This is a genomic window from Vibrio sp. S9_S30 (genome assembly GCF_014694455.1).
Classification (GTDB): Bacteria; Pseudomonadota; Gammaproteobacteria; order Enterobacterales; family Vibrionaceae; genus Vibrio.
The window spans coordinates 379,179-396,129 of record NZ_JAAUWT010000001.1 but is presented as its reverse complement, the minus strand read 5'-3'; the positions used below and the strand labels follow the sequence as shown (position 1 = coordinate 396,129).

General features: G+C 44.5%; 12 protein-coding genes and 2 riboswitches. Of the genes, 6 read left to right on the top strand and 6 right to left on the bottom strand.

The features are described 5' to 3' along the window. Positions 1-107 precede the first annotated feature (107 nt). A complete protein-coding gene (locus tag HC752_RS01740; RefSeq protein ID WP_190333354.1) occupies positions 108-1,013 on the top strand; it encodes a LysR substrate-binding domain-containing protein in 906 nt (301 codons plus the stop codon). Positions 1,014-1,173: 160 nt separating this feature from the next. Here HC752_RS01740 and HC752_RS01735 read toward each other — a convergent pair whose 3' ends face one another. After that, entirely contained in the window at positions 1,174-1,383 is a 210-nt protein-coding gene (locus tag HC752_RS01735; protein WP_342029445.1) for a DUF1127 domain-containing protein, read from the bottom strand. Positions 1,384-1,491: 108 nt separating this feature from the next. On the opposite strand from HC752_RS01735, the gene HC752_RS01730 reads away from it, so the two are divergent. Further along, positions 1,492-2,409 carry a LysR substrate-binding domain-containing protein gene (locus HC752_RS01730; RefSeq protein ID WP_194717262.1) on the top strand — a complete coding sequence of 306 codons (918 nt, stop codon included), beginning with the start codon at positions 1,492-1,494 and terminating at the stop codon, positions 2,407-2,409. 337 nt (positions 2,410-2,746) lie between these two features. Here the strand turns inward: HC752_RS01730 and fusA are convergent, their stop codons facing one another. Both fusA and HC752_RS01720 read right to left on the bottom strand, forming a co-directional pair. Then, a complete protein-coding gene (fusA, locus tag HC752_RS01725) occupies positions 2,747-4,840 on the bottom strand; it encodes an elongation factor G (protein WP_190333352.1) in 2,094 nt (697 codons plus the stop codon). A gap of 329 nt (positions 4,841-5,169) precedes the next feature. Next, a complete protein-coding gene (locus tag HC752_RS01720) occupies positions 5,170-6,054 on the bottom strand; it encodes a haloacid dehalogenase-like hydrolase (protein ID WP_190333351.1) in 885 nt (294 codons plus the stop codon). A 746-nt stretch (positions 6,055-6,800) separates the two neighbouring features. Further along, positions 6,801-6,899, top strand: a riboswitch (cyclic di-GMP riboswitch). 39 nt (positions 6,900-6,938) lie between these two features. Between HC752_RS01720 and HC752_RS01715 the strand changes: the two genes are divergently transcribed. Then, positions 6,939-8,450: a hypothetical protein gene (locus tag HC752_RS01715; protein ID WP_190333350.1), complete on the top strand. Its 1,512-nt coding sequence runs from the start codon at positions 6,939-6,941 to the stop codon at positions 8,448-8,450. 200 nt (positions 8,451-8,650) lie between these two features. Next, a riboswitch (cyclic di-GMP riboswitch) is annotated at positions 8,651-8,745 on the top strand. A gap of 32 nt (positions 8,746-8,777) precedes the next feature. Continuing rightward, positions 8,778-10,256, top strand: a complete 1,479-nt coding sequence (locus HC752_RS01710; protein ID WP_190333349.1) for a hypothetical protein — start codon at positions 8,778-8,780, stop codon at positions 10,254-10,256. Positions 10,257-10,348: 92 nt separating this feature from the next. Here HC752_RS01710 and radA read toward each other — a convergent pair whose 3' ends face one another. Continuing rightward, positions 10,349-11,728, bottom strand: a complete 1,380-nt coding sequence (radA, locus tag HC752_RS01705) for a DNA repair protein RadA (RefSeq protein ID WP_190333348.1) — start codon at positions 11,726-11,728, stop codon at positions 10,349-10,351. 138 nt (positions 11,729-11,866) lie between these two features. On the opposite strand from radA, the gene HC752_RS01700 reads away from it, so the two are divergent. Further along, positions 11,867-14,209 (top strand): PilZ domain-containing protein, encoded by a 2,343-nt coding sequence (locus HC752_RS01700; RefSeq protein WP_190333347.1) that lies wholly within the window; start codon positions 11,867-11,869, stop codon positions 14,207-14,209. An 88-nt stretch (positions 14,210-14,297) separates the two neighbouring features. Here HC752_RS01700 and serB read toward each other — a convergent pair whose 3' ends face one another. Further along, positions 14,298-15,266: a phosphoserine phosphatase gene (gene serB / locus HC752_RS01695; protein ID WP_190333346.1), complete on the bottom strand. Its 969-nt coding sequence runs from the start codon at positions 15,264-15,266 to the stop codon at positions 14,298-14,300. Between the two features lie 98 nt (positions 15,267-15,364). On the opposite strand from serB, the gene HC752_RS01690 reads away from it, so the two are divergent. Then, positions 15,365-15,982: a YtjB family periplasmic protein gene (locus tag HC752_RS01690; RefSeq protein WP_190333345.1), complete on the top strand. Its 618-nt coding sequence runs from the start codon at positions 15,365-15,367 to the stop codon at positions 15,980-15,982. A 155-nt stretch (positions 15,983-16,137) separates the two neighbouring features. On the opposite strand, the gene deoD is transcribed toward HC752_RS01690, so the two are convergent. Further along, positions 16,138-16,854 (bottom strand): purine-nucleoside phosphorylase, encoded by a 717-nt coding sequence (deoD, locus tag HC752_RS01685; RefSeq protein ID WP_190333344.1) that lies wholly within the window; start codon positions 16,852-16,854, stop codon positions 16,138-16,140. Positions 16,855-16,951 lie beyond the last annotated feature (97 nt).

Genomic DNA, 16,951 nt, shown 5'->3' with positions numbered 1-16,951 from the left:
TCTCCCCTTACATCACACTTGTTAATCCTTCTTATTTGTCGTTATTATGAGATGGACATGAACAATAATCGAACAACAATTACTTACAAAGAATATAAGCAGAAGTTATGGATTCAAGACTACGCCACTTATCAGGGCTCCGGTATTTTGAAACAGCCGCGCGCTTAAGCAGCTACAGTAAAGCGGCGGAAGAGCTGTTCGTTAGCCAAGCAGCGGTCAGCCAAAAAATACGCCAGTTAGAAGAAGCATTGGGGTGTAAGCTGTTTATACGTCAAGGGCGCGAGATGGCGCTGACGGAAAAAGGGAAAACACTTTTCAAGCACGTTTCTCACGGCTTTGAGCATATATTGAAAGGTTTGAACCAAATCACCAACGAACCCATCGACGGAGTATTGTCGGTGAGTGCCCCCCCTTCATTCGCCTCCCGCTGGCTACTGCCGCGGCTGTGGAAATTTTCCATGCTGCACCCAAATATTCCTATCCGAGTGATCACCACTTGTGACGATCTGGATCTTCGCCATGGGAATATTGATGTGGCGGTTTGGCAAGGTGATGATATGAAAAATTCTGAGAACCTAATTAAAGAAATCTTGCTGGAAGAACCGATTTTTCCATATTGCTCTCCAGCTCTCGCGAATTCCATGAACTTTACTCACCCTAAACAGCTGCTCAACTGCTGGCTCATACATTACGAATCGAAATGTTTCCCATGGGAGGATTGGTTTAAACTTGTCGATGTGAAAATGAAAAAATCAACCATTCAATGGATGGAAGTCGGCACGTTTGATTTGGCAATGAATGCGGTGGCGGCAGGACATGGGGCTTGTTTGGCAACAGAGTGTTTAGCATCTGACTACATTGGACGTGGATTACTCGTTAAACCTTTTGATATCGGCATGACGCCAGGGCTTAAATTTCACTTGTATTCCGATCCTAACTCTCCACGCCGTAACCGAATCAAAGCTTTCTCAGATTGGATGCATTTTGAAGTCTCCGCGATTTCAGAGAATTGAGATACCAGTGTCTATGCCTAAGTCGATCCCCTTTCTTACCCCCCCCCCAAAAAAAAACTCAGCATGACAGTCATGCTGAGTGCGCGACCCATTAAGCGTTTCGTTAAATCCTACGCAGACAACAAAACGGGATACAGGAAGATTGGTCGCTAACTTGGAGTTAATCCCAAAACGGTCGTTGAGCTTCGTGATAGACCTGTTCTTTCGTCAAACCGAGATCGTCAAGCAAGTGAGCTGGAATTTCCGTTATTTGTTTACGCGTGCGGTAATTTCGATGCCATCGCTTAATCTCAGAGAAGATTTTCTTAATTAAATCTGCCGGCTTTCTTGCCACTACTCGTGCTGAATAAATCGCTGATGCAGTCATCATTTCCTCCTTGATTAGTTTAAGCTTCAGGTTAATAATCAATCAATTTAAGTGCGTAGACAAACGATAGAAATTGACATTGAGTTAAGGAAAACTTAAGTGAAAGATAAAATGCCGCCGCTTCAAGGGCTTTACTATTTTTATATTGCTGGGGAGTTGGGAAGTTTTAAAGCAGCGGCTAGCCGTTTATTTGTAACGGCAGCGGCAGTAAGCCAACAAATTCGACTGCTTGAAGAGTGGCTAGGAACTGAGTTATTTGTTCGCCAACACAGAAAAGTTCACTTAACCCATGAAGGTGAAATGTTATTCAGGCAAGCTCAAAAAGGCTTCGCTCACTTACAAGATGGAATTAGACTAATAAACCAAGACCCCGATCCAAATCGATTGTCTATTTCGACACTTCCTTCTTTCGCGCAACATTGGCTTGTCCCTAGAATTCGGCATTTCAGAGAAAGGCATCCAGAAATCGCTTTACTTATTGAACCAAAAAATGAATTGGTCACCTTTCAAGATTCCAGTGTCGATTTATGCATCCGGTACGGAACCGGGCTATACAAAAACATCGAAAGTATTTGGCTTATGGATGAAGTGGTGTATCCGGTTTGCCACCCACTCTACCAAAAAGAGCATCAAATCTACACGATCAAAGATCTCAGCAAAGCCGAACTTATCGAAGACATGTGGCCCGATATGGATTGGCAACTGTGGCAAGAAAGTATGGGTATCGAAACTGGCAATTCCACTCTTCAATACGATGGTTCGCATTTTGTTTTAGAAGGTGCTTTATCCGTACAAGGGGTTGCGTTAGTCAAACACAGCCTCGCCTACCGATATTTGCAAGAAGGAAAATTAGTACGAATTGGCGATGTGGGTTTAAAGCCCAAATATAATTACTTTCTCTGTGCGCCTTCAGGTTACTTTCGCCGCGAGAAAATACAAATCTTTACCACTTGGATTCAGCAACAAGTCCAAGAGTTTTGTAGCCTTGGGCGCGAAGGGCTAACGATCATCGAAACCGACTACTCGTAACCACTCATTACTACCATTGGCTTGATATTGTGTTACAGCTGAAAAATATTTGAGTAAGGTTCGCACCTTAACGAGCTCTGTCAAAATGGGCATTGAGATACACCATGCTTTTCACAGGTTTTAACAAGCGTACGGATACGACGGTGAAACGTCTCTCCTGCATCCGATGTCGTGCCCAAGCTGAGTGTCTGTTGAACGACGGATCTGCCATTCCGCTTCATTATTGGTTAGCCAGTATCCACGTATCAAACAACACCAATATAAAAACAACACCAATAAAACAAAAGCCCCGTCAGCAATACTGACGGGGCTTTAAAGTTACGTTAGAGAAAAAGAATTACTTCTTATCTTTCTCTTTCTCTTCTTTAACTTTCGCGATAACTTCTTCAGCCACGTTTTGTGGACATGGAGAGTAGTGTGCGAACTCCATAGAGAACTGACCACGACCAGAAGTAATTGTACGTAGGTGACCGATGTAACCAAACATTTCTGATAGAGGTACTTCAGCCTTGATACGCACGCCAGTCGTACCAGCTTGTTGGTCTTTGATCATACCACGACGACGGTTAAGGTCACCGATAACATCACCAACGTTGTCTTCTGGAGTGAACACGTCAACGTTCATGATTGGCTCTAGAAGTTGAGCGCCCGCTTTTGGCATAGACTGACGGAATGCGCCTTTCGCTGCGATTTCAAATGCGATTGCAGATGAGTCAACTGCGTGGAAACCACCGTCGAACAGTTCAACTTCAACGTCTAGTGTTGGGAAGCCAGCAAGAACACCGTTTTCCATCATAGACTCGAAGCCTTTCTCTACTGCAGGCCAGAATTCCTTAGGAACGTTACCGCCAACAACTGTAGATGTAAACTTGAAGCCAGAACCAGTCTCACCTGGTTTGATGCGGTAGTCGATCTTACCGAACTGACCAGAACCACCAGACTGTTTCTTGTGCGTGTAGCTATCTTCAATTGCTTGAGTAATAGTTTCACGGTAAGCCACCTGAGGTTGACCAACAACGAGATCGACGCCGTAAGTACGCTTAAGGATATCAACCTTAATGTCTAGGTGAAGCTCACCCATACCTTTAAGGATGGTTTCACCTGAATCTTCATCCGTCTCAACTTGGAATGATGGATCTTCTGCAACCATTTTACCGATCGCGATACCCATTTTCTCTGTAGAACCTTTGTCTTTTGGCGCAACAGCAATAGAGATTACTGGTTCTGGGAAGATCATCGCTTCTAGAGTACATTCGTGCTTAGGATCACACAAAGTGTGACCAGTTTGAACGTTCTTCATACCAACTACAGCAATGATGTCACCTGCTTGTGCTTCAGTAAGCTCGTTACGCTCATCCGCTTGCATTTCACACATACGACCAATACGCTCAGTCTTACCAGTCGCAGAGTTAAGGATAGTGTCACCCTTCTTCAGACGACCAGAGTAGATACGGATAAACGTCAGTGCACCAAAACGGTCATCCATGATCTTAAATGCTAGAGCACGTAGAGGCTCATCAGCAGATACTGTTGCAACTTCACCCGTTGGCTCACCCGTTTCTGGATCAGTTAGAGGCTGAGGATCAACTTCGTTTGGAGATGGTAGGTAATCTACTACAGCATCAAGAACCAGTTGCATACCTTTGTTCTTAAATGCAGAACCACAGAATGTTGGGAAGAACGCAAGATCACGAGTACCTTTACGGATACAAGCTTTTAGTTGCTCAACAGTCGGCTCTTCACCTTCCATGTAAGCTTCCATTAGATCGTCGTCTTGCTCTACCGCCGTTTCAATCAGCTCTTCACGGTATTGTTCTACTTCATCAAGCATATCTGCTGGGATATCTTGAATTTCGTAGTTTTCTGGTAAACCCGTTTCGTCCCAAACGTAAGCTTGGCGGTTTAGAATATCTACAACACCAACGAAATCGTCTTCACGACCGATAGGCAGAGTCATTACTAGAGGGTTAGCACCTAGTACCTTACGTACTTGTTCAACTACGTTGAAGAAGTCGGCACCCATACGGTCTAGTTTATTGACGAAGATCAGACGAGCAACTTCTGAGTCGTTCGCGTAACGCCAGTTAGTTTCTGACTGAGGCTCAACACCACCAGAACCACAGAATACACCGATACCACCGTCAAGAACTTTAAGAGAACGGTATACTTCGACTGTAAAGTCAACGTGTCCCGGAGTATCGATCACGTTTAGACGATGCTCTTTCCACTCACAAGTTACGGCAGCAGACTGGATTGTAATACCACGCTCAGCTTCTTGCTCCATGAAGTCAGTTGTAGACTCACCGTCGTGTACTTCACCCGTTTTGTGGATTTTACCAGTAAGCTTTAGTATACGCTCAGTGGTGGTAGTTTTACCCGCATCAACGTGCGCGAAAATACCAATGTTTCTGTACTTTGATAAATCTGCCATTGTCTTACTCTATTAATAGGATATAAAATGCGCGCAGAGTATATCACAATCTGTCAAGACTGATACCCTTGCGTGCATTTATAGGAAAAAAACTTTTTACCATTATTTGGAAGTAAAAAGTAGCGCTTAGACATAAAAAGTAGCTCTAAGATCTTTTCATTTCGATAAATGAGCTTAGCTCTTGATGCCATTATGTCTAGGAAAGGATTCACATGCTCTTTCTGCTCTAAGAGGAGTGCTTTCGTATTCTAAAGAAAGAATCTAAGGCTTTGAACCCTGCACCTTGCCGTTGTTTGAGTATATTGGGGTGCGTTTACCCGATTCAATAGTTAGACTTTTTTGTGATTGGATGTAAAGACACGAGACCAATCCTCTTTCATAGAGATTCGCGTTAATTGGGTGCTATCTTGCGCAAGCCAATGCTCTATGGTGTCACTTAACGGGTATTGATATTCTCTTTCTGGATCATCATGGTCAACCACATAGCATTGAGCCGAAAGATTGTTTGTCAAAGCCCACTCTAATAATTCCAAGTCGCCATCTGAGTTTCCTACAACCAATACCGGATCCACCGGACACCGTGACTTAACAGAACAGATTTTCTCTTCATTGATATTAAGTACGATCGGCTGGTTTCCATCGTTTCCATATAGCTCAGATCCCAGCACCTTATCAGCATGAATACCAAACACCGCCTCAATCCATGGTCGAACAAATGGTTCAGAGCTGCCAGTACAGACATAACAACTGAATTGCTGAGCGTGAAGTGCGTCTATCCACTCTTTCATCGGCAAATAGGCAAGCTCCAGATACGAGCAAGAGAAATCTCGATGTTGTGCCCTATCCAGCCACTCACCACTCATCATTTCCAACTGTTTATTGGAGTAATCTGAGTACACAAGGTTAAATGCGTCAATTAACATCATACCGGAGCCAACAAACCGATTTTCAGCCATTGCAACGGCATCTAAAACCTGAGAACGAACCTCTTTAGTCAGATCTTCTTGTAGTGCCGCTTTTAACTTATCAATCACAAAGAAGATTTCCGCAAAGTACGGTTTCTCGCACCAAATAGTACCATCTAAATCAAACACAGCCACGCGCTTCTCTGGTGAAAGATATTCTGGAGAATCCGGGTCTATCCAATTATTCAGTGCCTGTATCCAAGCAAAGTAAACGGGGGTTTTATTCCAATATGATGAAGGTACGTTCAAGGCAGGCTCCGTTTTTCAGTCACGTATTAAGGTCAAGTTACTTCAAGAAGACATTTTCGGCGAATAATCCTTACCAAAAAATAAAAAATCTTTAATGTCAATACAAAAAACAAGCTTTTCATTGAAACAAGATCACAAAATATAATACCGACGACGTGGTTTTGTACTTTTAGTTCAAGAAAAGTATGTAATACTCGCAAGGGGCTCATTATTGATATCTCTAATTTAGCTGTATGATTTTATTATAAAAATCATGTATCTAAATGTTACAAACCCATCACCCATCCTGAAAGTACTAGTAAAGTACCAATTCACCTTCTTAACCGACTTGCTTCCGCTCCCTCAATTAATACTTTTATCATATGGGAAAACGGACCTATTTAACTTACCTTCTGCTCGACACAGCATTTATTGGCAAGCCTTGTTAGCGATAGATTGCTAACGCAGTGCAATTCATTTTTTAGGCGAAATGCATCTTAAGCTTAGAAAAATAGCAAGATTACACTGCAGACCACGATGGCTCTAGGTTATGACATTCGTAACCTTAGAATCGAAGGTGAGTAGTTTTAGGGGTTAGTACGTTAGGTTGAACTGCATATCTCCTTCCCCCGGAGTTATATCGTTCTGTTTCTTTCTAGTACTCATTCTTTTTAGATTAATTAGCTATTGCCAATATAACAAATCGGTAGCACACATGAGAATGCCTGTTTTCCTGCCTTTTTAAAAGGAAATCATGTAGTTAACTGCGACTCTTAGGGCTAACTCATTGAAAGATGAGGGCGCAAAATGACAGTACCTAAACAACCTTTTAGGATGTCTTCTTTTAGGTAGGCTGCGTTGCGGAGTGTTTTTACCGAGACGAAAACACAAAGGAATTTAGAGTAATGAAATTGAAACTTTTAGGTTTAGTCGCACTTGCAACGACACAAGCCCAAGCGTTTGTCCCTGCAAGTGTCATTGATAGTAACCAGCCACAAGCTGAAGAGTACGTACAAGACTTTAATGGCTACTCAAATCAAGTATGGGGTGACTGGTCAACCGTTGACCTTTCTCCAAATAAAACTCTCTCTCCTAGCGACAAAGCAGCCTATACCACCAACGATCAAAACATCTTGTTTGAAGTGCGTTGGACGTGGAATACACTAAGAAGAATGCTAGGTTCAGATCAGTTTGACGAATTACGCAACAGCATCGGCATAGATGAAATCCGCCGTCTTGTTGATCAAGTTTGTGAAGCCCGAGCTGAAGTAGGCAAGCATAAAACGTACAACTTTGGCAGTCCACTTTCTTGGTGGGAACAAAAAAAACAATATCTAACAGAACTGGATTCAGATACTTATCAATGCCAGAAGGTTCAGCCAGCTATTTATGTGGATGATAAACGCTACGACTTGTCTTACCCTAAAAATAACGCGGCAACAGTAAACTTGCGTACGTTTATCCCAACAACACCGGGCTCTGAGTACGAAGTTGAAATTCGTTACACTAAACGTAACTATAACAACAACACCAATAATGCATACCGTGACGTAGCCGTATGGGTTCGTGGTGACATCAAATCCGCAAAATTAGACGGCGGTTCAAACGCCAGCTTTGATGGTCAGCGCGTAAGCTTACCAGCCGCGCCTAGCGCAAGCCTCGATGGTCAAGGCTTCTACGTTGCGCGTATCAAGTTTAAAGCAGACCGCTTCTACACCGCTATTGCGATTGCAGACAGAGGTCTTCCTGATTCATACGGAATCTTGGTGAACAAAGTACGTACTAACGTAACGAAAGTGAACCCAAACAAAGACACGTGTGAAGCACTATTCTCAGCCGATAGCCCAGAATTGCTTAACTGTCTGAATGGTGGCGAGCCAGAGCCTGAAGTCATCAGCTGTAACCTTGAAGTAGACTCTACTCTGGGTAACGTTGTGGTAGACCAAGAAGGTTACCGTGCAACAAGCCAACCTTGGCGTTATGACCCTCTAAGCATTCTAGACACGAAGAACTTCTACGGTGTAGGCAAAGAAGGCATCACTACCTTCAACATGGCATCAAACGGTAAGTTTTCTGGCTGTCCTATCAAAGGTAAGCGTCTAAAACTGGACGAGTACACCGCAAACAATTGGGACTACGAGCGTTGGGCAGAGCAAGGTCTAGTGAAAGTCAAACTCTCTTGTGTAGACGATGGAATCCGTGCGAGCCGTTGGGAAGTCGTTGAAACAGAACTAGAAAACAACTACCTAATCACGAACAAGAAAATCGACAAATTGTTCAATGACGCTAAGTACGACAATTGTCTCCTGACAGCCGTACGTTTTGTTGACCGTACACACCTCATTCCAGAATCGCAACCAGGTTACGATGAGAACAGTGATGGCTTTGATGTACGTGCGATGCGCATCGAAAACTAAGCTTTACTCGATTTCGGTTTAATAAAGCCCAAAATCGGTTTGAAAAAGCAAACAATGCCGCTGGCTTGCGAGCGGCATTTGTTATGCCAAAGGCGTACAGATCCTCCCTCTTCTTTTATTCTTAAAAGCAAGACGGCAAACCGGACTTAAGAATGTATTTATATTCTCATTTTTTGAGTTTTGACTGAACTAACCTATGGCAGCTCTTAGGGCAACCTGATTGAAACATCGGGACACAAAGTGACAGTACCTAAGTAATGCAGTGATATGCATTTAGGTAGGCTGCATTACTGAGTGCTTATATTTAAAAACACAAGGATTAGAATAATGATAAAAAAAACATTGGTAAGTTTAAGCATGGCTTCTGCTGTCTTAGCTTTCCCTATTGCCGCAGAAACATTAGATAAATACACACAACTTTTCAATACTTACCAAGACCAACTCGAGAACGGAACTTGGGGGTTAGTCGATTTTACGCCTTCAGGAGAGCAACTAACACCGAGCAATCCAGAAGCTTATTCGTCTGGCAGTATGCTACTATTTGAACCTCGTTGGACCAAACGCACCATGCGTCATGTGCTTGGTAAATCTCAATACCAATATCTAGAAAGCACCATTGGTGAGGAAGAAGTTCGTCGCCGCATTAATCGCCATTGTGAAGCGAAATTAGAGGTGGGGACCTCTAAAACTTACGGTCAACAATATCAAGGCGGCGGCTATCTTGCTGAATTGGATTCAGACACAACACATTGTCCGCAGAATCGTCGCTTGAACGTCAATGGTCAATACTACCCGCTAAATTTCGACAACAACGAAGCGGCGGTCAACATTCGAACGTTCGTTCCCACCATTCCTGGAGCGGAATATAGCCTAGTATTTAAATATCAAAGACGCGATTACACGCCAACGTCGCAAGCCAATAACTACTACCGCGACCTTGTTAGTAATGTGGGCGGTGAAATCATAAGTGCAAAGGTGAACGAGCATGATGGCGTTGGGATCAGCGGTCATCGCCTACAGTTTCCTATTCAGTTGAACGACACCAACCTAATAAAGGGCTTCAACAAAGCTGTGGTTCAATTCAAAGCCGATCGCTTCTATACACCCATAGTCTTCCGCGATAAAGGCTTACCAGACTCCTATGGGCTAATGCTTAAAGACGTGAAAGTATTCGTCACTAAGCAAAACCCAAATAAAGAGCTTTGTGAACTTCTGTACCCTGCTGGCAGCGCTGAACAGCAAAACTGCTTGAATGGTGGAGCAACAGGCGTCCCTTCCGAAATTAGCTGTAACCTGAACATCAATTCTCAATTGGGTAACTTTGTGGTTGATAAAGCGGGTGAACGAGCACCGAATCAGCCTTCACGCTACGATCCTCAGAACATTCTCAGCTGGAAAAACTTCTACTCTGTGGGTAAAGGCGGTGTTTCTACGTTCAACATGGCGAACAACGGTAAACTCTCTGCGTGTCCTATTTACAATAAGAAAGTCACCATGCAAGAGTTCACATCGAACAATTGGGACTACGAACGTTACGCAGAGCAAGGTTATGTTCTTGCTAAATTGAACTGCTTAGCTGCTAACGGTACACGTGAAACTCGTTGGGAAACAATAGGAACTGAGCGTGAAGACAATCTTTTGGTTACGCAAGGAAAAATAGATAAAACCTTTAACGACGCCAAATACCAGAATTGCTTACTGCTCGCATTACAGTTTGAAGACCGTACCCATATCATACCGACTACGCAGGCTGGATATGACGAAAATAACGACGGCTTCGACATTCGTAATTTGAAACTACAATAGTCCCTACAAGGCGACAATAAACTTTCAAATCAAGCGATTAAAACCAAAACGCCACTTTCTTAGAAAGTGGCGTTTTATTAAAGAGTTAACACCTACAATTCATCAAAGGCTTCAATGGCTTCTGACAGTTTCTGAACACCGTGGACTTGCATACCTTGAATCCCTCCTTTGGGCATATTGGCTGCGGGAACAATCGCTTTGGTGAATCCATGCTTGAAGGCTTCCATCAATCGCTCTTGCCCACTGGGGACTGGGCGGATTTCACCAGCTAACCCGACTTCACCAAATACCACCACGTCTTTCGGTAATGCTCGATCTCGAAAACTCGATAAAAGCGCCATCACCAACGCAAGATCAGCACTGGTTTCAGTCACCTTCACTCCGCCCACCACGTTCACGAAGACATCTTGATCGGCCATTTGCAACCCGCCATGCTTGTGTAAAACTGCAAGCAACAAAGACAATCGGTTCTGCTCCAAACCCACAGCGACTCGACGAGGGTTAGCCAATTGTGAATAATCCACCAGTGCTTGAATTTCGACTAAAAGCGGGCGCGTTCCTTCCCACACCACCATCACTGAGCTGCCAGAGGTTGCCTCTTCACCACGGGAAAGGAAAATGGCCGAAGGGTTACTGACCTCTTTTAAACCCTGCCCCGTCATCGCAAACACCCCTAACTCATTCACCGCACCAAAACGGTTTTTATGGCTACGCATGGTACGAAAACGAGTGTCTGTGCCCCCATCCAACAAGACCGAACAATCAATAATGTGTTCCAGCACTTTGGGGCCCGCCAACGTGCCGTCTTTGGTCACATGACCGACAATGAACACCGCCACATTGTTCTGCTTGGCATAGCGTGTCAGAGCGGTGGCCGATTCCCGAACCTGCGCCACACTGCCCGGCGACGACTGCACATCGGCCACGTGCATCACTTGAATGGAGTCGATCACCATAATACGAGGCTGTTCCTTTTCCGCAATCTGGCATATTTTGTCGACGTTAGTTTCAGACAGCATACTAAGGTTATCTTTGGGTAGCCCCAATCGAGACGCTCGCATCGCAACCTGTTGTAGTGACTCTTCCCCAGTAACATAAAGGGAAGGCATTTGGCTTGAAAGCAAACACATGGTTTGTAAAAGAAGGGTCGATTTACCGGCTCCTGGGCTACCACCAATCAAAATCGCAGCGCCTGGAACAATACCACCACCAAGCACTCTATCTAACTCTTTGAATCCGCTTGAAAAACGAGGAACCTCTTGAAGATCGATTTCTGAAAGTTTTTGAACTTTAGATTCCGCACCAGAACCAGCATACCCCGACAGTCTTTCATTACGAGCAACCGTTGGCGAAGCAGCAAGGCGAATCTCGGATATCGTGTTCCATGCCCCACAAGCGTTGCACTGCCCTTGCCAGCGGGGGAAATCTGCACCACAATCGTTACAAACATATGCGCGTTTTGCTTTCGCCATAGAACTTGCAGCCTCTCAATTATTTACAATAAAAAACTCGGCATTGAGATCATCTCTCTGCTCATAAGAATATAATTTTTTAAAGATAACGATTATGTCGTCGATAACCCAGTTAGGACAGGTACTTTAACAGAAATAATGGAACAAGCTGAAATACTCTCGCTGGTTGAGCGCCTCATACCCGTATATCGTTCGGATGATTTTGACCTTGTATTGTCGCAATTGACAGAGGGGGAGCACCCGTCGGTCAAAATCTTGGTCAAAATGGAGATGAAACGCGTGATGACATCATGCACTAAGACCATCGATTTGAGAGGACGAGTACAAGGAGAGTGTCGCGAATACAAACTAGAAGGGCTAACCCATTGGCTCGATGACGTCGCAATTAATGCCTATCACAAAAAAGTAAAACGCTTTGGCGGTTATACAGAAGGCGTATGGGAGGCATTGGTCAACACCCGTAATAACTTTAGGGTGATGAGTAAAAATCGCCCGAACATGACTTACAGTATCACCGACCCTGACAGCCCATATGAAGCGGAAGCCATTCGCTTAGGGCACGATCTGCACCGTCAGGAAAACCGTCTACGCATGGGAAGCCAAGTCGATATCCATTTAAAATCGGGGCAAGAGATCCACGGTGTCAGTGTTGACTTATCGAGTTCTGGCGCAAAATTTAAAGTGCCGAGCGCATTCGACTACAAGCTTGGCGAAGTTATTGAAGCACGCTTCGTGCAGCTTGCGAAAGAAACCAATAATCCCGAATTAGAAGAAGCCATCGAATATCGAATTCTCGGCGTAGACAATTGCTTTGAAAACAACAGTGTAAAATGGCTTCGCCTGATGAGGCTCACTGAAACCGAGGTCATTTCTCATACCATTGAGCAGATATTAAAAAATAGCTCGAAAAGAGCCAAACACGATAATCAGGACCACATTCTTCGTGCACGCTCCCGAGGTTACGAACACAGCTATCTCAAACACACCAGTAACCTTCCGCTCTTTTTTTCTGGCACCGAACTCCGGTATTCACTGCTGACAGATGCCAACCAAAGGCTTTGGGCTTATTGGCATGACGAGCGTAACCAGCAGACGCTAGGCACCCTATTTAATCATGAGCGAATGGCTCCTCTTACCCAACCAGGCATGAAAACCAGCAGTAATTTTATCTACTCGTTTACTCACGAGCATCAAGATAAAACGTTGTTTTACAGCATGATGCTACCTGAGGCATCCCGTGAACAAAGACAACTCTTTTGGCATGTAGGGGCGAGACGCGACAGTTGGCGCGTATTTCGGCTGCATATGTTTGAGCTCTCTAAAGATGAGATCGCTCACTTATTAGAAGTCGCACCTGAAATGTCGGAAACCATTGAAACGCTAACGCACACAGGCATTTTACAAGAAGTCAGCGACACACAAACCAGCCACGATTACTTGTTAACAGAAAAGCCTAACATACCAAGCTCTGAGCTCAATCGATTCCGTCATACTCGTCAAATAGTAGGTTCGCCACAAGGCATTTATTTTGATTCCAGTGCTCGTCGCACTGAACCAAGGTTTGTATTTGATTCCCCTGTCGAGGCACACTTGGAAGGCACTGAACCGCTGAAAGGGAAAACGGTCGACTTCTCCAGTCGAGGGTTAAACCTTCAATTGACCATACCTTTGCACGCCAAAGCCGGCGACGAAATCAATGTGAACTATATTGAGCTTCAACGCTACGACAGCGGAGTACCCTTATCAGAAGTACCGTATAAGGTGATCAAACTCAGTCCTGACTGCAAAAGTATTCACTTATCTATCATTGAAAACGCGCAGAGTATGCGTAGCCTACATTTCTTAAAACGTTTGATTGATCATAATCAGGGCAAGCTTCAAGAAGACAATGAATCCATTCCATCCTCAGAACTGCTTAACACCATGCACCATTTGCTGCTAGGAAGAATGGTGTCCGTTCCTTTCTACATAGAGAAAAAAGACAGAATATTACAGCCTAGAGCCATTGGTGTGAATTTCCCGATGGATGTTCTCACTAAAATTTTCCAGTCTTTAGGTCATGGGGGAAAACTCTCCCTAGAACCTATCTTTAAGAACCGAACGAATACACTGCTGGCCACGCCTATGCGCCCAATCCAAGGAGCCGAGCCCACATTTCACGAACTGTACATCGCCGTGACTCAGAATGGCAAACAGATCGAAGAGATCCATACTCGCTTGCTCAATGATTTTGAGTCCATAAAAGAGCGGATGCGATTTATAAAGAAAGCCAAGTCAATCGGGCAGTTCTATGCTATCCGTATTTCTGGCATGCCCATTTTCGACTCATTAACCAATCTACTCAATGAAGAACTCAACAGTTTGGCCAAAGCCACGATTCACCATGCTAGGGCGTTAGAAAAAGAATTTACCAGCTTAGTTGGATACGGCGAGTTCACCGATATTACGGAAGAAGTTCTGATTAGGCTGGAGCTGACCTAACCATTCTTTTATGGAAAAAACAGACACAAATGCAGGCGGATATAGCCTGCATTTGTGTCTTTTTACTGTAAACACTTGCGGAGGAGATCTACCACGCCACTTTTTGCTGTTTCACAAGCCCCGCACTTAATATACAAAGCACGCCACCCAACCCACTGTAACGTACGGCGGTTTGCGCTTGTTGTTCAACTTTAGGTTTCGCGTGATACGCCACCCCTAATCCGGCGGCGTTCATCATCATTAAATCGTTAGCACCGTCGCCAACCGCCACTGTATTGTGGAGTTCAATGTCGTATTGTTCTGCAAGTTCACTCAACATTTCCGCTTTCGTTTGCGCCGATACCACATCACCCACTACTTGCCCCGTTAACTTACCCTCCACTATTTCCAACGTATTGGATTGAGCATGGTCGAGGTTGAGTGTGTCTTTTAAGTAGTCTGAAAAATACGTAAAACCACCAGACGCTATCGCCGTTTTCCAGCCAAATGCTTGCAAGCTTGCCACGAACGCTCGTAAGTCTGGCATCATGGGCAAATCACGTTTTACGGCTTCTAGAATGCCTTCATCCGCCCCTTTCAATGCGCCGACGCGTTGTCTTAGGCTTTCTTCAAAATCCAGTTCACCTTGCATAGCACGCTCTGTCACTTCGGCAACTTGCTCACCTACACCTGCTAACTTTGCGATCTCATCAATACATTCGATTTGAATCGCAGTGGAGTCCATATCCATCACAACCAAACCTGGCTTACTGAGATCCGGAACATCATGAAGATTGGCGTAATCTAAAGACAGCGCCTGTAAAATGGTTTCGTGCTCACTGGTTAGTTCACCCGCCATTAACGCCACTTCGTATTGGCCCACCTTCCAAGTCGCCACCACGGCATTGTAAGTGCTGGTATAGAAGTCTATGTCATCAAAATGGTGAGGAGAAAGGTAGTCAGAAAAAAGGATCCAATTCGCGCGTTGTAAATCAATGCGAGAGGCAAATCGTGTTTCTGGAAGACGTTTCAGTAGTGTGATGTGTTTCTTAATTGGCAGAGTTTTCATTGCGTCCATGACAGTTTAATCCTGTAGTGAACGTAAACTTACCCTATTGCAATTTGGAAACGCAAGTTTATGATCAAATTAAATCCTAACGAATGGCGAGCCTTTGTATGAGCAGTTCCCTATTTTCATTCCGTGCTTTCCTGCGCATCATCGCAATGATCGTGCTAGCTTTGCTGGTTTTTGCCATGGTGCAAAACAGTGTCGTCATCAGTAAAGGAAACGAAGCCATTCAGGCTCGACAACTGGAAACCTTGACCAATGTATTGGTCACCCAAGCGGCACTGTCTGCCAGTGACATGCTGATGAATCAAGATCAGGAAAACCTGCTTAAGCTGACTCAACAACTGTCTAAAGAACGCCTCGTGTTCGATGCAACCATTTACGATGCCGAAGGAGTGAAGCTGGCGGCGAGCAACAAAGCAAAACCTGTACGTGAAATGTTAGGGCTTGATACCCCTTTAGGTACGGCTGCCATTGGACGCCAGCAATTAGTCGAACCGATATACAAAGATGGTGCCATCATTGGCTTTATGCGTATTACTTTTGAAAAAGGACGCGTCACCGCGATATCGGATCACCATTATCGCAAAAGTGACCGCCTAATGTACTTGATGATTCTGATGAGTTTTGTCAGTGGCATACTGATTACGGTGTTGTTCAGACGCCAGCGTCGTAGCCGCCAAAAAGGTGAAAACTTGCTATTGAAAAATGTGGGTTCCCCGTAGAGTTTAAGAACAGAGAATGAAATCCAACACAAAGCCCCGCAAATCATCTTTGCGGGGCTTTGTGTTTTGCTGTTTCTGGTCTAGTTAGCCTTATTCTGGTCTAGTTAGCTTTCGCTTTGGATAAGGAACCGCTTTTATTCAAGTCGGAGTGGTGGTTAGTTATCACCAAGCAACACAGAATCTAGCGCAATCTCAATCATCTCGTTAAACGTCGTTGCACGTTCTTCGGAGGTGGTTTGCTCGCCTGTTTTAATATGATCAGACACCGTACAGATAGTCAGCGCTTTGGCGCCGTATTCTGCACATACGCCGTAAATGCCAGCCGCTTCCATTTCCACACCCACAATACCGTATTTGTCCATCACATCGAACATGTCTGGATCGGGTGTGTAGAACAGCTCTGCCGAAAACAGGTTACCGACTTTCACATCGATACCACGAGCTTTCGCAGCTTCTTCTGCGTTTTTCACCATCTGGTAGTCCGCCAGAGCCGCAAAATCATGCCCTTTGAAACGAATGCGGTTAACTTTGGAGTCCGTGCTTGCTCCCATGCCAATCACGACATCACGCACTTTAATGTCTTCATTGACAGCGCCACAGCTGCCCACACGAATGATTTTCTTCACACCAAAGTCTTTTATTAGCTCTGTGGCATAAATAGAGCACGAAGGAATGCCCATTCCGTGCCCCATAACAGAGATCTTACGACCTTTGTAAGTCCCTGTGTAACCGAACATATTGCGAACATCACAGACTTGCTCAACGTCATCTAAAAATGTTTCAGCAATGTATTTAGCACGTAGCGGGTCGCCCGGCATCAGTACAACGTCTGCGAATGCACCCATTTCAGCGTTAATATGAGGAGTTGCCATTGAAGTGGTCCTTATAAAAGTAATAAAGGTTTGATTGCAGGAAAAATATAGTTAATCACGTCATGAGATCAACCCAATTTACGTTCTGTAACACCTT

Bases quoted from the DNA above. Each gene is read 5' to 3' on its own strand.
- HC752_RS01740 (WP_190333354.1), top strand. From the start codon at position 108: ATGGATTCAAGACTACGCCACTTATCAGGGCTCCGGTATTTTGAAACA.
- HC752_RS01700 (WP_190333347.1), top strand. From the start codon at position 11,867: ATGGAACAAGCTGAAATACTCTCGCTGGTTGAGCGCCTCATACCCGTA.
- radA (WP_190333348.1), bottom strand. From the start codon at position 11,728: ATGGCGAAAGCAAAACGCGCATATGTTTGTAACGATTGTGGTGCAGAT.
- deoD (WP_190333344.1), bottom strand. From the start codon at position 16,854: ATGGCAACTCCTCATATTAACGCTGAAATGGGTGCATTCGCAGACGTT.
- HC752_RS01715 (WP_190333350.1), top strand. From the start codon at position 6,939: ATGAAATTGAAACTTTTAGGTTTAGTCGCACTTGCAACGACACAAGCC.
- HC752_RS01690 (WP_190333345.1), top strand. From the start codon at position 15,365: ATGAGCAGTTCCCTATTTTCATTCCGTGCTTTCCTGCGCATCATCGCA.
- HC752_RS01730 (WP_194717262.1), top strand. From the start codon at position 1,492: ATGCCGCCGCTTCAAGGGCTTTACTATTTTTATATTGCTGGGGAGTTG.
- serB (WP_190333346.1), bottom strand. From the start codon at position 15,266: ATGGACGCAATGAAAACTCTGCCAATTAAGAAACACATCACACTACTG.
- fusA (WP_190333352.1), bottom strand. From the start codon at position 4,840: ATGGCAGATTTATCAAAGTACAGAAACATTGGTATTTTCGCGCACGTT.
- HC752_RS01710 (WP_190333349.1), top strand. From the start codon at position 8,778: ATGATAAAAAAAACATTGGTAAGTTTAAGCATGGCTTCTGCTGTCTTA.
- HC752_RS01735 (WP_342029445.1), bottom strand. From the start codon at position 1,383: ATGATGACTGCATCAGCGATTTATTCAGCACGAGTAGTGGCAAGAAAG.